This is a genomic window from Serratia sp. H1w (assembly GCF_000633355.1).
Lineage (GTDB): Bacteria > Pseudomonadota > Gammaproteobacteria > Enterobacterales > Enterobacteriaceae > Chania.
This window is the reverse complement of sequence record NZ_AYMQ01000037.1, coordinates 73,122-87,605: the sequence shown is the minus strand read 5'-3', so window position 1 is coordinate 87,605 and position 14,484 is coordinate 73,122. Positions and strand designations below refer to the sequence as shown.

Genomic DNA, 14,484 nt, shown 5'->3' with positions numbered 1-14,484 from the left:
ACCTGTAGCATCATTTGATATAGCTACTTCTCTCTTATAGTGCGTCGAGGATTTCGCTGGTGCTGCGTACGCGGGCGATACGCGGGAAAATATTATCGAAGGCGAACTGGTGCATTTCGGTGCTGTAGGTGCTGCACATGTCTTCGGCGATCACCAGTTCATAGCCATGTTCCCAAGCCGCGCGCGCGGTAGACTCCACGCCAATATTGGTAGCGATGCCTCCCAATACCACCGATTTGATGCCACGGCGGCGCAGTTGCAGGTCGAGGTCGGTGCCATAGAATGCACCCCATTGGCGTTTGGTGATCAGGATGTCGTTGTCTTGTACCGCCAGCTCTTGCGGGAACTCCCACCAGGATGCAGGCAACCCGCCGACAGGGGACGGTGAAGGCTTATCTACCGGCTGTTTAAGCGCTTCGGCAAAAGAATCAGACCAACCGAACCGTACCAGGAACACCGGCGCATTCAGCGCACGAAAACGGCCTGCAAGATGGGCAGCATGGGTCACCACCTGGCTGGCGCTGTGCGGGCCAACGGCGTAAGGTAAAATGCCGTTTTGCAGATCGATCAGGACCAGGGCGGTGGTTTGGGCATCAAGTTTCAGCATTAGTTTTCTCATGATTAAAAGGACGCAAATCCTGGCTGGTCAGCCAGCGTTTGCTACAAACTACGTGATAAAACTGCTGCCAGTTAATGGGAAATTTGTTAACACATGTGTTGTTTACCTGCGATAGATGCCATTTAGCGTTGCAACAATGCGGTGTTCGCTCTTATCTGGCGCATGAATTTCCTTTATAATGGCCGCCTTTTTTCACCAATCTTTAGTCCAGCGATCTATGCCGATTTATGAATATGCATGTGGCTCATGCCAACATCGATTAGAGAAACTACAAAAATTTTCCGACGCGCCGTTGACCCAATGTCCGGCGTGTGGGCAGCCCGCCTTGACCAAGTTGATCTCTGCCAGCGGTTTCCAGTTAAAGGGCACCGGCTGGTATGCAACAGACTTCAAACCGGGTAGTAAGTAATAATTTGTCAGATAATAGCCGTGCGGAAACAGCAACTGTTGCAAACCTCCGGCGGGATCCGCTTAAGTCAAAAGGATAGCGTATGCGTACTGAATATTGCGGGCAGTTGAATCTGGCCCACGTCGGCCAGGAAGTCACTTTGTGTGGTTGGGTCAACCGTCGTCGCGATCTGGGCGGCCTGATCTTTATTGATATGCGTGACCGCGAAGGCATCGTACAGGTGTTCTTCGATCCGGATCAGAAAGCGGCCTTCGACAAAGCCTTCGAACTGCGTAATGAGTTCTGTATTCAGATCGTCGGTACCGTGCGTGCGCGCCCGGAAAGCCAGGTCAACAAGGACATGATGACAGGCGGCGTTGAGGTGTTTGCTCATCAGCTTGAGATCATCAACCGCTCAGAACCGCTGCCGTTGGACTCCAACCAGACCAACAGCGAAGAAGCACGTCTGAAATATCGCTATCTGGATCTGCGTCGCCCGGAAATGGCCGATCGCCTGAAAACCCGCGCCAAGATCACCAGCTTTGTGCGTCGCTTTATGGACAGCCACGGTTTCCTCGATATCGAAACCCCGATGCTGACCAAAGCCACGCCGGAAGGTGCCCGCGACTACCTGGTGCCAAGCCGCGTACACAAAGGCAAGTTCTACGCGCTGCCGCAGTCCCCGCAGTTGTTCAAACAGTTGCTGATGATGTCTGGCTTTGACCGTTACTACCAGATCGTCAAATGCTTCCGTGACGAAGACCTGCGTGCCGATCGCCAGCCAGAATTCACCCAGATCGATGTGGAAACCTCTTTCATGAGCGCCGATCAGGTGCGTGAAGTGATGGAGCAACTGGTGCATGAACTGTGGCTGGACGTGAAGGGCGTCGATCTGGGCAAATTCCCGATCATGACCTTTGCCGAAGCAATGCGCCGCTACGGTTCCGATAAGCCAGACCTGCGTAACCCGCTGGAACTGGTTGACGTGGCCGATCTGGTTAAAGACGTTGAGTTTAAAGTGTTCTCCGGCCCGGCGAACGATGCCAAAGGCCGCGTGGCCGCGATTTGTGTACCGGGTGGCGCACAGCTGACGCGTAAGCAGATCGACGAATACGGTGCTTTCGTTAACATCTACGGTGCCAAAGGTTTGGCATGGCTGAAAGTTAACGACCGTGCCGCGGGTATGGAAGGCGTGCAAAGCCCGATTGCCAAATTCCTCAGTGCTGAAGTGCTGGAAGCGATCCTGGCACGCACCAATGCGCAAACCGGCGACATCCTGTTCTTTGGTGCCGACAGCTTCAAAATCGTGACCGATGCCATGGGCGCACTGCGCCTGAAAATCGGCCGCGATCTGGGCCTGACCAAACTCGACAGCTGGGCACCGCTGTGGGTGGTCGATTTCCCAATGTTCGAAGAAGACGGCGAAGGTGGCCTGGCAGCGATGCACCATCCGTTCACCGCACCGCGCGATATGAGCCCGGAAGAACTGCAAAAAGATCCGACCTCGGCCATCGCCAATGCCTACGATATGGTGCTGAACGGCTATGAAGTGGGTGGCGGTTCCGTGCGTATTCACCGCAGTGAAATGCAGCAAACCGTCTTTGGTATCCTCGGTATCAATGAGCAAGAGCAACGCGAGAAGTTCGGCTTCCTGCTGGATGCGCTGAAATACGGCACGCCTCCTCACGCCGGTCTGGCCTTCGGCCTGGATCGTCTGGTGATGCTGGTCACCGGTACCGAGAACATCCGTGACGTTATTGCCTTCCCGAAAACCACCGCGGCTGCCTGTCTGATGACCGATGCACCAAGCTTCGCCAACCCGGCCTCGTTGCAGGAACTGGCGATCAGCGTAGTGAAGAAAGCCTCAGCAGAACAAGAGAGCAAGTGATGAATTACAAGCGGCCCGAGTCTATTCTGGTAGTGATTTATGCAAAATCCAGTGGCCGGGTGCTGATGTTACAGCGGCGCGACGATACGGAGTTCTGGCAGTCGGTCACCGGCAGCCTTGAAGACAACGAATCGCCGCCGCATGCCGCCCAGCGCGAAGTCATGGAAGAGATTGGTATTGACATCGCGGCAGAGGATTTGCCGTTATTCGATTGCCAGCGCTGTGTGGAATTTGAACTCTTTGTCCATTTGCGACACCGCTATGCGCCGGGAACCACGCGTAATAAAGAGCACTGGTTCTGCCTGGCGTTGCCTGATGAGCGCGATCCGGTCTTGACCGAGCATCATGCTTACCAATGGCTGGAGGCGTCCGAGGCGGTCAAACTGACCAAGTCCTGGAGTAATCAGCAGGCGATTGAAGAGTTTGTGATCCATTCTGTCCAGTAGTTCTTTTTGGAGATATTTTTTATGGCAGGTCATAGTAAATGGGCCAACACCAAACACCGCAAAGCAGCACAAGATTCCAAACGCGGTAAGATTTTCACTAAAATTATCCGTGAGCTGGTGACTGCCGCCAAATTGGGCGGCGGCGATCCAGGCGCCAACCCGCGTCTGCGTGCGGCTATCGATAAAGCGCTGTCCAACAACATGACGCGTGACACCTTGAACCGTGCTATCGCTCGTGGCGTAGGCGGCGATGATGATAGCAACATGGAAACCATCATCTATGAAGGTTACGGTCCTGGCGGCACTGCGGTGATGATCGAGTGCCTGAGTGACAACCGTAACCGTACCGTGGCAGAAGTACGCCATGCCTTCACCAAGTGTGGTGGCAACCTGGGTACAGACGGCTCGGTAGCCTATCTGTTCACCAAAAAAGGCGTGATCACCTATGCACCGGGTCTGGATGAAGACACGGTGATGGAAGCCGCGTTGGAAGCCGGAGCCGAAGATATCCAGACCTATGACGACGGTGTTATTGACGTCTTCACCGCCTGGGAAAATCTGGGTGAAGTGAAAGATGCTCTGACCGCCGCGGGTTTTGAAGCAGACTCGGCCGAAGTGTCCATGATCCCGTCTACCAAGGCGGATATGGATGCGGAAACGGCACCTAAGTTGCTGCGCCTGATCGACATGCTGGAAGATTGTGACGACGTGCAGGAGGTTTACCACAACGGTGAGATCTCCGACGAGGTCGCTGCAACGCTGTAATGCGGGTGAACGATGGCGTTGCCAACCGGCAGCGCCAGGCAACAATCAATGCAGGATGGTGGTAGCAATGGCGATCATACTGGGCATCGATCCCGGCTCGCGCGTCACCGGCTATGGCCTGATCCGCCAGCAAGGCCGCCAACTGACCTATGTTGCCAGCGGTTGTATTCGTACCGTGGTAGATGATATGCCAACACGCCTGAAGCTGATTTATGCTGGCGTGAGCGAAATCATCACCCAGTTTCAACCCGACTTCTTTGCCATCGAACAGGTGTTTATGGCCAAGAACCCGGATTCGGCGCTCAAGTTGGGGCAGGCACGGGGTGTGGCGATCGTTGCCGCCGTCAATCAGAACCTGGAAGTGTTTGAGTATGCGGCACGCCAGGTAAAGCAGACGGTGGTGGGGACCGGCGCGGCGGAAAAGAGTCAGGTTCAGCATATGGTGCGTTCATTGCTGAAGCTTTCTGCCAGCCCGCAGGCAGATGCCGCGGATGCGCTGGCCATCGCCATTACCCACTGTCATCTCAGCCAGAACGTGCTGCGTATGAGTGAGGGGCGGTTGAACATGGCACGCGGACGTTTGCGTTAGGGTTGTGTTATGTAGGGACGCCGCATGCTGCGTCCAATCAGGCTGGATATTCATCCAGCCTTTTTTATGGTATAAGCTGTATCAATACTGCGTGGCAGTGCGCCGCGTACAGGGATCCATTCAGGAGGGGTAATGATAGGTCGTCTCAGAGGAATTATTCTGGAAAAGCAGCCACCGCTGGTGTTACTTGAAACCAATGGCGTCGGGTATGAAGTGCATATGCCGATGACCTGCTTTTACGAGCTGCCGGAGCTGGGGCAAGAGGCTATCGTGTTTACCCAATTCGTGGTGCGTGAAGATGCACAGCTGCTGTATGGGTTCAATGATAAACAAGAGCGCGCGCTGTTCCGTGAGCTGGTTAAAGTGAACGGTGTGGGGCCAAAACTGGCGCTGGCGATCCTCTCCGGCATGTCTGCGCAGCAGTTTGTCAGCGCGGTCGAGCGTGAAGAGATCACCACCTTGATCAAATTGCCGGGCGTGGGCAAGAAAACTGCCGAGCGTCTGGTAGTCGAAATGAAAGACCGCTTCAAAGGATTGAATGGCGATCTGTTCAACAATAACAGCGAAATTACCCTGCCGGCCAACGTGGCCAAAGCGGCGGAGATGGATATTGAAGCCGAAGCGGCCTCAGCGTTGGTGGCCTTGGGCTACAAACCGCAGGAAGCCAGCCGTATGGTGAGTAAGGTTGCCAAGCCGGGCGCGGATTGTGAAGCATTAATCCGCGATGCATTACGTGCCGCGCTGTAGGGTGGAAAGGGGTAGATAATGATTGAAGCCGACCGCCTGATTTCTGCCGAACCGTTCACAGAAGAAGAGGTGCTGGATCGTGCGATCCGTCCCAAGCTGCTGACGGAGTACGTTGGCCAGCCGCACGTGCGTGAGCAGATGGAAATCTTTATTCAGGCAGCCAAACAGCGTGGCGATGCTCTGGATCACCTGTTGATCTTCGGGCCGCCGGGGCTGGGTAAAACCACGTTGGCTAACATCGTCGCCAATGAGATGGGCGTTAACCTGCGTACCACCTCTGGCCCGGTGCTGGAAAAGGCAGGGGATTTGGCGGCAATGCTGACCAACCTCGAACCGCACGACGTGCTGTTTATCGATGAAATCCACCGCCTCTCACCGGTGGTGGAAGAGATCCTGTATCCGGCGATGGAAGACTATCAGCTGGATATCATGATCGGCGAAGGCCCGGCGGCGCGTTCAATCAAACTCGATCTACCGCCGTTCACCCTGGTTGGGGCCACCACTCGTGCCGGTTCATTGACCTCCCCGTTGCGCGATCGTTTCGGTATCGTACAGCGCCTGGAGTTCTATCAGGTGGCCGATCTGGAACACATCGTTTCCCGCAGTGCCAACTGTCTGGGCCTGGATCTTTCTACCGATGGGGCGCATGAAGTTGCACGCCGTGCCCGGGGTACGCCACGTATTGCCAACCGCTTGCTGCGCCGTGTGCGTGACTTTGCCGAAGTGCGCGCCAATGGCGTGATCAATGGCGCGGTAGCCATGCAGGCGTTGGATATGCTCAATGTCGATGCGGAAGGTTTCGACTATATGGACCGCAAACTGTTGCTGGCGATTATCGACAAGTTTACCGGCGGCCCGGTCGGATTGGATAACCTGGCGGCGGCGATCGGTGAAGAGCGTGAAACGATAGAGGACGTGATTGAACCTTTCCTGATCCAGCAGGGGTTTATTCAACGAACGCCGCGCGGTCGCATGGCAACCAATCATGCCTATAAGCACTTTGGCATTGAGCGCGAAGAAAAGTAGCAACGAGGCGGCTGACAAACCTTCGCCGATCTCACCGCGTAGGGGCGCTGCATGCTGCGCCCGTCTGAATAATCAGTAGGTTGACCAGGGTCGAACATGTTCGACCCCTACGAATGCAGCAACATTGCCACTTTTCAAGCCTGTTGCTTTTTCGACAGGCTCAGCACAAACAGCACCGCAGCGCTTAACACTACCGAAGGCCCGGCAGGCGTATCGTAAAACGCTGAGAAGGTCAGCCCACCGGTTACCGCAATTACCCCTACCAATACCGCGAAACCGGCCATTTGTTCAGGCGTGCGGGCAAATCGCCGCGCGGTGGCCGCCGGGATAATCAGCAACGAAGTAATGATCAGTGCGCCGACAAACTTCATGGCCAAGCCGATGGTCAAGGCGGTGACCAGCATCAAAATGGTGCGGGCACGGGGCAGGTTAACGCCATCCACGTGGGCCATTTCCGGGCTGATGGTCATCGACAGCAGATCGCGCCATTGCCACCACAACACCAGCAGCACAACCACCACGCCGATACCGATCATCCAGATATCGCTCATGGTGACCGACAGCAAATCCCCAAACAGGTACGCCATCAGATCCACACGCACGTTGGACATCAGCGCAACGACCACCAGACCCAGCGACAGCGCACTGTGCGCCATAATGCCGAGCAGCGTATCGATCGACAGTTGTGGGCGGCGCTCCAACCAAACCAGCACCAGGGCCAGCAGCAGCGTGACGGCAATTACGGCATAAAATGGATTTACGTCCAGCAATAAGCCGAAGGCGACACCAAGTAATGAAGCGTGTGCCAAGGTATCGCCAAAGTAGGACATCCGACGCCACACCACAAAAGAACCCAATGGGCCCGCAGCCGCAGCCAGCAGCACACCGGCCAGCCAGCCGGGCAATAACAGTCCAATCATGCCTCACGGCCCCCGGTTTTTTTCAGCACAATTCTGCCTTGCAGGTCGTGACGGTGATTATGGTGATGACGATAGATCGCCAACTGCTCAGCGCCCCGATTGCCAAACATGGCAATAAATTCGGGATGCATCGACACCACTTCCGGTGTACCAGAGCAGCAGATATGTTGATTCAGGCACAGAACGTCGTCGGTTTTTGCCATCACCAGATGCAGGTCATGGGAAACCATCAGTACCGCGCAGCCCAGCTCTTTACGCAATTGGTCGATCAGATCGTATAACGCCAACTGGCCGTTAACGTCCACCCCTTGCGTGGGTTCATCCAGCACCAGCAATTGCGGCTGATTCAACAGCGCGCGTGCCAGCAATACCCGTTGGTTTTCGCCGCCGGACAGCTTTTGCATGGGCTGATCGAGCAGGTGCGCCGCCTGCACGCGTTTGAGCGCTGGCAGGATGTCGGCTTTTTTTACCCCAGGCTTGAGCCGCATAAAGCGGTTGACGGTCAAGGGCAGGGTGGCATCAAGATGCAGCTTTTGCGGCACATAGCCGATGCGTAGCCCCGGCAGGCGTTCCAGCGTGCCTTCCGTTGGGGCAATCAAACCCAACACCACTCGTACCAGCGTTGATTTGCCCGCTCCGTTAGGCCCGAGGAGCGTCAAGATCCGACCCGGTTGCAGGTTGAGAGAGATATTGGTCAGTACCCGGCGGGTACCAAATGACACAGAGATATTTTTTAGCGTTGCCAGTGTAGACATGTCGTGATTACATTTTGCAGAACTAACCGAATGTTATAATATCACGCTTCTTTGCTGAAAACGACGGGATTACTGATGATGGTACAGAAAAATAAATGGTTGCAACGCACTCTGCTGGCAACGGCGCTGATCATGGCTGGCAATGCAACGGCTGCCGTGGTGACCTCTATCCGCCCGTTGGGCTTTATCGCTTCCGCTATCGCCGATGGGGTAACGCCTACCGAGATTTTACTGCCGGACGGTGCTTCGCCTCATGATTTCGCTTTACGCCCGTCGGACATTCAGCGGCTGCGTAGCGCCGACCTGGTATTGTGGGTGGGGCCAGATATGGAAGCTTTTCTGACCAAATCCCTGACGCAGTTGCCTGCCAACAAGCAGTTGGCGATCGGTGAACTGCCGGCGGTGCAGCCGTTGCTGATGAAAGGCGATGATGATGACGATCACGGACATGAACATGCAGACGCAGCGCATAGTCATGCGGACGGTGACGATGGACACGACCATCATCACGGTGACTATAATATGCACGTTTGGCTGTCGCCAGAGGTGGCAAAAGTGACCGCGATCGCGGTTCACGACAGATTATTGGAACTTATGCCGCAAAATAAGGACAAATTAGACGCAAACCTGCGCCAGTTCGAGGATCAGCTAGCGCAAACTGATAAAAATCTTGTTAAGATGCTAACGCCTGTGCAAGGTAAGGGATATTTTGTTTTTCATGACGCTTATGGCTACTTTGAGAAACACTACGGCTTGAGCCCATTGGGCCATTTTACCGTTAACCCCGAAATTCAACCTGGCGCACAGCGTTTACACCAAATTCGAACACAGTTGGTTGAGCAGAAAGCAGTCTGCGTTTTTGCTGAGCCACAATTCAGACCGGCCGTAATTAATGCCGTTGCCAAGGGTACCTCTGTGCGTTCAGGAACGCTGGACCCGCTGGGCACCGGTATCGCACTGGGGAAAGACAGCTACGGGAACTTCCTGACAGCGCTGTCCAACCAGTACGTGAGCTGCCTGAAGTAAAGATTATGAGGATATTATTGAGTGCAGAAGATAGTCCGAACTATCACTCTGGCGTATAACAACCTGCCTCGACCCCACCGCGTGATGCTGGGGTCTTTGACAGTCGTTACGTTGGCCGTCGCTGTTTGGCGGCCTTCCGTTTATCACCCAGAACATAACCCTATCGTTAAAAGCGTCGAGCTGGAAGCCAACCAGTTAAGGGCATTGCAGCCCGAAGCCAGTGAACCGATCGATGCTGACCAACCTACCCCCGATGATGACATCCCTGAGGATGAGCTGGACCAGAAGGTCGCCGGAGAGGAAGGTGTGCATGAATATGTGGTTTCTACCGGCGACACGCTCGGCAGTATTCTGACCCAGTACGGTATCGAAATGTCCGATGTTTCGCTGCTGGCTTCGCAGAACCGCGATTTGCGTAACCTGAAAATCGGTCAACAGCTGTCTTGGACGTTGAACGAAAATGGCGATCTCAAGCGCATGACCTGGGAGGTTTCACGTCGTGAAACCCGTACTTACGATCGCGTGGGCAATACCTTTAAAGAAACCAAGGAAACCCAGAAGGGCGAATGGCGCAACAGCGTGTTGAGCGGCAAGCTGAACGGCAGTTTTGTCAGCAGCGCCTCGGCAGCGGGCCTGAGCCGTGCCGAAATCAATGCGGTGATCAAAGCCCTGCAATGGCAACTCGATTTTCGCAAGCTGCGTAAAGGCGATCAGTTCGCGGTATTGATGTCTCGCGAAGAGTTTGACGGCAAAAGCGAACAGAGCCAGCTATTGGGCGTACGCATGCGCAGCAGCGGCAAAGACTACTTCGCCATCCGCGCCGAAGACGGCAAGTTCTACGATCGTCAGGGTTCTGGGTTAGCGCGTGGTTTTATGCGTTTCCCGACCATGAAGCAGTTCCGTATTTCCTCCAACTTTAATCCACGCCGCGTCAATCCGGTGACCGGGCGTGTTGCACCGCACAAAGGTGTCGACTTCGCCATGCCGGTGGGGACGCCAGTGCTGGCAGTGGGTGACGGTGAAGTGGTGATTGCCAAGCGCAGCGGCGCGGCAGGTAACTACGTGGCGATCCGTCATGGTCGCCAATACACCACCCGTTACATGCACCTGAAAAAGCTGTTGGTCAAGCCAGGGCAGAAGGTGAAACGTGGTGACCGTATCGCGCTTTCCGGTAATACCGGCCGTTCTACTGGCCCACATTTGCACTATGAAATGTGGACTAACCAGCAAGCAGTTAACCCACTGACGGCCAAGTTGCCGCGTTCGGAAGGGCTGATGGGTAAAGACCGCAGCGATTACCTGGCGCAGGTGAAGGAAGTGGTGCCACAGTTGCAGCTGGATTAATCATCACTGTTGCTTATGATTTTCCATCGGCCTGATTTCGGGCCGATGTTTTTATTAGTGCCTGCTCGGGAAAGCTAGCTGTATTTTGTCAGTGAACGGTAACGGTTTTAGCCCGAACCCTCCGTCTGACGGCAACTAGGTATATAGTTTATAACTTCCGGGCAGACGCGTTGAATGAAGAGCAGGTCATGCAAAAAGAGAAAAAATCGAACGTAGAGTTCATCCCACAATTTGATAAAGCCTTCTATCATCCGCGCTACTGGGGCGTTTGGCTGGGAACCGGGCTGATGGCCGGCATTGCTCTGGTCCCGGCACGGGTGCGCGATCCGTTACTGGGGGCCATCGGTAAACTGGCGGGTAAGGTTGCCAAAGGGGCACGACGCCGCGCCCGTATCAATCTGCTCTACTGCATGCCGGAACTGCCAGAACAGCGACGCGAACATATCATTGATGAGATGTTTGCCACCGCGCCGCAATCGATGATCCTGATGGCGGAACTGGCCTGTACCAAACCGGAGAAAGTGCTCAAGCGTGTGCGTTGGCACGGTGAAGAGGTGCTGGATAAAATCCGTGCTGAAGGCCGTAATGTCATCTTCCTGGTGCCGCACGGTTGGGCCGTAGACGTGCCTGCGATGTTGATGGCTGCACGTGGGCAACCTATGGCGGCGATGTTCCATAACCAGAGTAATCCGCTGGTCGACTATTTGTGGAACAGCGTGCGCCGCAAGTTTGGTGGCCGTATGCATGCTCGCAACGATGGTATCAAACCCTTTATCAGTTCAGTGCGTCACGGTTATTGGGGTTACTATCTGCCCGATCAGGATCACGGTGCCGAGCACAGCGAGTTCGTGGATTTCTTTGCGACCTATAAAGCGACGTTGCCTGCCGTCGGCCGCCTGATGAAAGTGTGTAAAGCCGCGATCGTGCCGCTATTCCCGGTGTATAACGGTAAAACCAGCATGCTGGATATCTATATCCGTGAGCCGATGGACGATCTGGCGGAAGCCGACGATCTGCGCATTGCCCGACGCATGAATGAAGAAGTGGAAAACCTGGTTGGCCCTAATCCGGAGCAATACACCTGGATTTTGAAGCTGCTGAAAACGCGTAAGGAAGGCGAGATCGAGCCTTACTCGCGGGACGATTTATACCGTTAATCTGCCCTCACCCTAACCCTCTCCCACAGGGAGAGGGAACTTAACGTGCTACAAATTGACATCTGCACCTGACCTCGGCTCCGTCCTTGCTCCCTCTCCCCATCACTGTATTCATAAGATCCCAGAACGCTGCATCGGGAGAGGGCTGGGGTGAGGGTGACCGAGCGTTTTAACTGACAAACAACCTCCGTGTTGCCGATCAAATGCGCAGCATGCAGCGCCCCCAACTCACCAATGTACCATGCAGCCCTGCTGGATCAGCGGTTCAAGCACTGGAGGATAATGGCCGAAGTCATTCCAACGCAGATCAAGCCGCCGCAGGTTTTTCATCTGCGCCATGCTTGCCGGTAAGGTGCTTAATCGATTGGCACGTAAATCCAGTGAGACCAGCGAACTCAATGCACCAAAATTCTCGGGCAACTGGGTTAGCTGATTAAAGCGCAAATTAAGCGTGGTCAGTTTGGGTAGCTGGGCAAAATGATCGGGTAAGTACGCAATGGCGTTGTTTTCCAAATCTATCACCTGTAACTCAGACAACTGAGCGATCTCGGCTGGCAGCGTGGTGAGCCGGTTTTTCATCAGGTGCAATTCACGCAGTTGCCCCAGTAGTCCGATCTCGGCAGGCAACGCGGTGATGACATTGTTATAGAGACGCAGTTCCTGTAATGCAGCCAGCGCGCAGAGTGCGGTGGGGACTTCCACCAGTTGATTATCCGTTAGATTCAGATAGCGCAATGCCTGCAACTGACGCAATGAATCGGGTAGCTGGCTAAAGCCGTTATCGCTCAAATACAGATATCTTAACTCCCGTAATTCCCCAACCTCCGCAGGAATTGAGGTTGCGTGGTTGTGGCCAAAATCCAACATTGCCAGCTGATTGAGCAAACCGATTTCGGCCGGTAGTTGAGTAAGCCGATTGCAGGAAATATTCAGCACCTTGAGATCGCGATGGTTAAAGATTTCGCGGGGGAAGGTGGTCAGGCGATTATTGTACAGGCTGATTTTTTGCAGGTTTGTGCCGCTAAGGGAGGCGTTATCCAGATTGTCTAATTGTCTGCCATCAAGATCCAGCGTCTCTTGGGATTGTGACAAATATGATGGTTGATGCTGATGCAGCATGGTGATGTTTCCCACGATGGCAATAAAAAAGCCGGTCAGCGTAAACCGACCGGCTTTAACCGTTTTGCTCGCTAATCAGTCTACGCGCAGGATACGGCTGGTATTGGTGGTGCCCACGGTGCTCATCACGTCACCTTGGGTAACCAGCACCAGGTCGCCAGACACCAGGTAGCCTTTATCACGCAGGCGTGCGATGGCATCGTTAGCGGCGGCTACGCCATCGCTGTGGCTGCCAAAGTAGACTGGAGTGACACCGCGATATAGCGCAGTCAGGTTCAGCGTGTGTTCATGGCGCGACATGGCGAAGATCGGCAAGCCGGAGCTGATACGCGACATCATCAGTGCGGTGCGGCCAGATTCGGTCATGGCGATGATGGCGGTAACCCCTTTCAGGTGGTTAGCGGCATACATGGTCGACATGGCGATGGCTTCTTCGATATTGTCGAACTGCACGTCCAGACGATGCTTGGAGACGTTGATGCTGGGGATCTTCTCTGCGCCCAGGCAAACACGCGCCATGGCGGCTACCGTTTCGGCAGGATACTGGCCCGCAGCGGTTTCGGCAGACAGCATGACCGCATCGGTACCATCCAGCACGGCGTTTGCCACGTCCATCACTTCGGCACGGGTTGGCATCGGGTTGGTGATCATCGATTCCATCATCTGCGTGGCGGTGATTACCGCACGGTTCAGAGTACGGGCACGACGGATCAGTTTCTTCTGGATCCCCACCAGCTCCGGATCGCCAATCTCGACGCCCAGATCGCCACGGGCGACCATGACCACGTCGGAGGCCAGGATGATGTCATCCATCGCTTCGTCACTGCTGACGGCTTCGGCACGTTCTACTTTTGACACGATTTTGGCATTGCAGCCTGCGTCACGCGCCAAGCGGCGAGCATAGTTCAGATCTTCGCCGGTACGCGGGAAGGAGACGGCCAGGTAATCAACGCCAATTTTGGCGGCGATCAGGATATCGGCCTTGTCTTTCTCTGTCAGGGCTTCGGCAGAGAGGCCACCGCCCAGTTTATTGATGCCCTTGTTGTTCGACAGCGGGCCACCCACGGTGACTTCGGTGAACACTTTCATGCCCTGAACTTCCAGCACTTTCAGCTGTACGCGGCCATCGTCCAGCAGCAGCACATCGCCAGGAACCACGTCCGCAGGCAGGCCTTTATAGTCGATACCGACTTTTTCTTTATCGCCTTCGCCCTTGGTCAGGTTGGCATCCAGCAGGAACTTATCGCCGATGTTAAGGAAGATTTTGCCTTCCTTAAAGGTGGATACGCGGATTTTTGGCCCTTGAAGATCGCCCAGGATAGCGACATGACGCCCCAGCTTGGCCGCAATCTCACGCACTTTATCTGCCCGTGCCTGATGGTCTTCTGCATTGCCGTGGGAAAAGTTAAGCCGAACTACGTTCGCACCGGCAGCAATAATCTTTTCCAGATTATTGTCGCGGTCGGTAGCCGGACCCAAGGTGGTAACGATTTTGGTTCTTCTGAGCCGTCTGGTCATGTATTACTCCGTTGACTTGTGACGCAAGTATTGGTGTTGCTGAACGTCAGATAACGAAACCTTCGATCGCGGCCGGCGGTTTTAGCCTGCCAAAAATTCATCTGGGTTATCTGTATGAACGAGCTATCAGGGTACAACTATAAACCCGCGGGTCAACTTGTGATCTGCCCGGCGGTT

The 14,484-nt window shown here is 54.8% G+C and carries 15 protein-coding genes; 10 read left to right on the top strand and 5 right to left on the bottom strand.

What is annotated here, in order from left to right:
- Positions 1–34 precede the first annotated feature (34 nt).
- The gene (locus tag U869_RS0106285) at positions 35–607 is read right to left on the bottom strand and encodes a hydrolase (RefSeq protein ID WP_029987616.1); all 573 of its coding nucleotides are present in this window, start codon (positions 605–607) and stop codon (positions 35–37) included.
- 190 nt (positions 608–797) lie between these two features.
- Here U869_RS0106285 and U869_RS30490 point away from each other — a divergent pair, with 190 nt between their 5' ends.
- The 7 genes from U869_RS30490 (at position 798) to ruvB (ending at position 6,468) form a co-directional block, all read left to right on the top strand.
- A complete protein-coding gene (locus tag U869_RS30490; protein ID WP_369795068.1) occupies positions 798–1,028 on the top strand; it encodes an FmdB family zinc ribbon protein in 231 nt (76 codons plus the stop codon).
- A gap of 82 nt (positions 1,029–1,110) precedes the next feature.
- Positions 1,111–2,895, top strand: a complete 1,785-nt coding sequence (gene aspS / locus U869_RS0106280) for an aspartate--tRNA ligase (RefSeq protein ID WP_025121077.1) — start codon at positions 1,111–1,113, stop codon at positions 2,893–2,895.
- Complete coding sequence (nudB, locus tag U869_RS0106275) at positions 2,895–3,341, top strand: dihydroneopterin triphosphate diphosphatase (RefSeq protein WP_025121076.1); 447 nt, start codon at positions 2,895–2,897, stop codon at positions 3,339–3,341. Before aspS ends, nudB begins: the two co-directional genes overlap by 1 nt.
- Positions 3,342–3,362: 21 nt before the next feature.
- On the top strand, positions 3,363–4,106 hold the full coding sequence (locus U869_RS0106270; protein ID WP_025121075.1) for a YebC/PmpR family DNA-binding transcriptional regulator: 744 nt from the start codon (positions 3,363–3,365) through the stop codon (positions 4,104–4,106).
- Between the two features lie 67 nt (positions 4,107–4,173).
- Positions 4,174–4,695, top strand: coding sequence for a crossover junction endodeoxyribonuclease RuvC (ruvC, locus tag U869_RS0106265; protein ID WP_025121074.1), 522 nt, complete (start codon positions 4,174–4,176; stop codon positions 4,693–4,695).
- Between the two features lie 132 nt (positions 4,696–4,827).
- The gene (gene ruvA / locus U869_RS0106260) at positions 4,828–5,442 is read left to right on the top strand and encodes a Holliday junction branch migration protein RuvA (RefSeq protein WP_025121073.1); all 615 of its coding nucleotides are present in this window, start codon (positions 4,828–4,830) and stop codon (positions 5,440–5,442) included.
- Positions 5,443–5,460: 18 nt separating this feature from the next.
- Complete coding sequence (gene ruvB, locus U869_RS0106255; protein ID WP_025121072.1) at positions 5,461–6,468, top strand: Holliday junction branch migration DNA helicase RuvB; 1,008 nt, start codon at positions 5,461–5,463, stop codon at positions 6,466–6,468.
- 134 nt (positions 6,469–6,602) lie between these two features.
- On the opposite strand, the gene znuB is transcribed toward ruvB, so the two are convergent.
- On the bottom strand, positions 6,603–7,388 hold the full coding sequence (gene znuB, locus U869_RS0106250) for a zinc ABC transporter permease subunit ZnuB (protein WP_025121071.1): 786 nt from the start codon (positions 7,386–7,388) through the stop codon (positions 6,603–6,605).
- Positions 7,385–8,143 carry a zinc ABC transporter ATP-binding protein ZnuC gene (znuC, locus tag U869_RS0106245; RefSeq protein WP_025121070.1) on the bottom strand — a complete coding sequence of 253 codons (759 nt, stop codon included), beginning with the start codon at positions 8,141–8,143 and terminating at the stop codon, positions 7,385–7,387. The genes znuB and znuC overlap by 4 nt, the downstream gene beginning before the upstream one ends.
- Positions 8,144–8,221: 78 nt before the next feature.
- Here znuC and znuA point away from each other — a divergent pair, with 78 nt between their 5' ends.
- The 3 genes from znuA to lpxM all read left to right on the top strand — a co-directional run bounded on the left by znuA (position 8,222) and on the right by lpxM (position 11,670).
- Positions 8,222–9,169: a zinc ABC transporter substrate-binding protein ZnuA gene (gene znuA, locus U869_RS0106240; RefSeq protein WP_025121069.1), complete on the top strand. Its 948-nt coding sequence runs from the start codon at positions 8,222–8,224 to the stop codon at positions 9,167–9,169.
- A gap of 21 nt (positions 9,170–9,190) precedes the next feature.
- Positions 9,191–10,513: a murein DD-endopeptidase MepM gene (mepM, locus tag U869_RS0106235; RefSeq protein WP_025121068.1), complete on the top strand. Its 1,323-nt coding sequence runs from the start codon at positions 9,191–9,193 to the stop codon at positions 10,511–10,513.
- Positions 10,514–10,701: 188 nt separating this feature from the next.
- Positions 10,702–11,670 carry a lauroyl-Kdo(2)-lipid IV(A) myristoyltransferase gene (gene lpxM, locus U869_RS0106230; protein WP_025121067.1) on the top strand — a complete coding sequence of 323 codons (969 nt, stop codon included), beginning with the start codon at positions 10,702–10,704 and terminating at the stop codon, positions 11,668–11,670.
- A gap of 228 nt (positions 11,671–11,898) precedes the next feature.
- On the opposite strand, the gene U869_RS0106225 is transcribed toward lpxM, so the two are convergent.
- Positions 11,899–12,789: a leucine-rich repeat domain-containing protein gene (locus U869_RS0106225; RefSeq protein ID WP_025121066.1), complete on the bottom strand. Its 891-nt coding sequence runs from the start codon at positions 12,787–12,789 to the stop codon at positions 11,899–11,901.
- 75 nt (positions 12,790–12,864) lie between these two features.
- Positions 12,865–14,307: a pyruvate kinase gene (pyk, locus tag U869_RS0106220; RefSeq protein WP_025121065.1), complete on the bottom strand. Its 1,443-nt coding sequence runs from the start codon at positions 14,305–14,307 to the stop codon at positions 12,865–12,867.
- Between the last annotated feature and the right edge of the window lie 177 nt (positions 14,308–14,484).

Bases quoted from the DNA above. Each gene is read 5' to 3' on its own strand.
- U869_RS0106285 (WP_029987616.1), bottom strand. From the start codon at position 607: ATGCTGAAACTTGATGCCCAAACCACCGCCCTGGTCCTGATCGATCTG.
- znuC (WP_025121070.1), bottom strand. From the start codon at position 8,143: ATGTCTACACTGGCAACGCTAAAAAATATCTCTGTGTCATTTGGTACC.
- znuA (WP_025121069.1), top strand. From the start codon at position 8,222: ATGGTACAGAAAAATAAATGGTTGCAACGCACTCTGCTGGCAACGGCG.
- aspS (WP_025121077.1), top strand. From the start codon at position 1,111: ATGCGTACTGAATATTGCGGGCAGTTGAATCTGGCCCACGTCGGCCAG.
- U869_RS30490 (WP_369795068.1), top strand. From the start codon at position 798: ATGGCCGCCTTTTTTCACCAATCTTTAGTCCAGCGATCTATGCCGATT.
- ruvB (WP_025121072.1), top strand. From the start codon at position 5,461: ATGATTGAAGCCGACCGCCTGATTTCTGCCGAACCGTTCACAGAAGAA.
- ruvA (WP_025121073.1), top strand. From the start codon at position 4,828: ATGATAGGTCGTCTCAGAGGAATTATTCTGGAAAAGCAGCCACCGCTG.
- ruvC (WP_025121074.1), top strand. From the start codon at position 4,174: ATGGCGATCATACTGGGCATCGATCCCGGCTCGCGCGTCACCGGCTAT.
- U869_RS0106270 (WP_025121075.1), top strand. From the start codon at position 3,363: ATGGCAGGTCATAGTAAATGGGCCAACACCAAACACCGCAAAGCAGCA.
- pyk (WP_025121065.1), bottom strand. From the start codon at position 14,307: ATGACCAGACGGCTCAGAAGAACCAAAATCGTTACCACCTTGGGTCCG.
- U869_RS0106225 (WP_025121066.1), bottom strand. From the start codon at position 12,789: ATGCTGCATCAGCATCAACCATCATATTTGTCACAATCCCAAGAGACG.
- lpxM (WP_025121067.1), top strand. From the start codon at position 10,702: ATGCAAAAAGAGAAAAAATCGAACGTAGAGTTCATCCCACAATTTGAT.
- znuB (WP_025121071.1), bottom strand. From the start codon at position 7,388: ATGATTGGACTGTTATTGCCCGGCTGGCTGGCCGGTGTGCTGCTGGCT.
- nudB (WP_025121076.1), top strand. From the start codon at position 2,895: ATGAATTACAAGCGGCCCGAGTCTATTCTGGTAGTGATTTATGCAAAA.